Origin of the sequence: Streptomyces katrae (assembly GCF_000966975.1) — a bacterium.
GTDB classification, from domain to species: domain Bacteria; phylum Actinomycetota; class Actinomycetes; order Streptomycetales; family Streptomycetaceae; genus Streptomyces; species Streptomyces katrae.
In genome coordinates, this window is the sequence record NZ_JZWV01000309.1 from 1 (window position 1) to 1,209 (window position 1,209).

The window sequence follows — 1,209 nt, forward strand, 5'->3', positions numbered from 1 at the left end:
GGCGCGCCCAGGTGATGGCCGCGCTGGGCCCCGACTGGGACCCGCTGGAAGTGCTGAGGGGGGAGGAGGAGGCGTACGACCTGCTCTACTCCGGCCTCGACCCGGAGCAGCAGCGCGTGTACGACGAGCTGGTGGCGGCCGACGTCCTGCCCGTGCGCGGTGGCGGCCATGCTGCCGCTTGACCCTCAGGCCGACATCGGCCGCCGGGCGTGGGTCCCCTGCCCCGGCTGTGCGGACACCCGGGACTGCGAGCCGTGCGCCGAGCGCCGTACCTGCTCCCTGCACTGGCGCTACCTGCTCTCCAACAAGGGCAGCCTCCTCCACCTCCAGTGCCCCGGCTGCACCCACGTCTGGACGCACGAGACCGGCTTCGGCGCCACCCGCTCCCTGTGGAGCCGGGTGACCAGCGGCCTGCCGCGGCCGGCCCGGGAGCCGTAGGGCTCGGAAAGCCGCGTCCGGCGCGTCCGTTTCCTTCGATTCGCCGGGCGGAAGTGGCCTGGGACACGCACCCGAGGGGGTACGAGCCGATACGTAAGGTGACATTCAGGGTGCCCGGCGGTGAGGCGGCCCACAGGACCCAGGTCACATCCGGCCCCGCCTAGTAGCCCCGCCGCACCCCCGCCCCACCGGCCCCCACCAGGCGGAACACCCTCCCGGCCGGGCGGGACCTTCCGACCGTGCCCCGAAGGGCGCTAGTAGGAGGGGGGCGTTGCCAGGGCGCCGGCGGCCTGGCTAACTGGTGTTGTCGCCGAGGCGGCCGGGGCGCACCGCCCCCCGCCCGATGAACCCCTCCCCCGTGTGAGTGGCTCCCGCACGCTCCGGCGTGCGCCGCGACCGTCCTTGTCCCCGTCGGAAGGTTCCTCCGTGTCCAACGCCGTCATCCGCCGCATCGCCGCTTCGAAGAAGACCTTCGCCGGTACCGTCCTCGCCCTGGGCGTCGCGGGCTCGATGCTCGCCACCGTCCCCGCGCAGGCCGCCCCGACGAGCGCCAAGGCGATCGCCCAGCAGATGATCAAGGACCCGGCGCAGTTCGCGGCCTTCGACAAGATCGTCACCCACGAGAGCGGCTGGGACTACACCGCCACCAACTCCTCCTCCGGCGCCTACGGCCTGGTCCAGGCCCTGCCCGCGTCGAAGATGTCCTCGGCCGGCGCCGACTGGAAGACCAACCCGGCCACCCAGATCAAGTGGGGCCTGGACTACATGAAC

Annotated in this window: 3 protein-coding genes; all 3 read left to right on the forward strand. The window is 72.9% G+C overall.

The window, feature by feature from the left end; genetic code table 11:
* The coding region (locus tag VR44_RS12395; RefSeq protein ID WP_045947510.1) for a DUF6400 family protein at positions 1–182 on the forward strand (182 nt) is incomplete at its 5' end.
* Positions 169–438, forward strand: coding sequence for a hypothetical protein (locus VR44_RS12400; protein WP_045947512.1), 270 nt, complete (start codon positions 169–171; stop codon positions 436–438). The genes VR44_RS12395 and VR44_RS12400, both read left to right, overlap by 14 nt.
* A gap of 426 nt (positions 439–864) precedes the next feature.
* On the forward strand, positions 865–1,209 hold a 345-nt coding region (locus VR44_RS12405), incomplete at its 3' end, for an aggregation-promoting factor C-terminal-like domain-containing protein (protein ID WP_045947511.1).

Excerpts from the sequence above, each read along its gene's own strand:
- VR44_RS12400 (WP_045947512.1), top strand. The coding sequence starts at position 169 with ATGCTGCCGCTTGACCCTCAGGCCGACATCGGCCGCCGGGCGTGGGTC.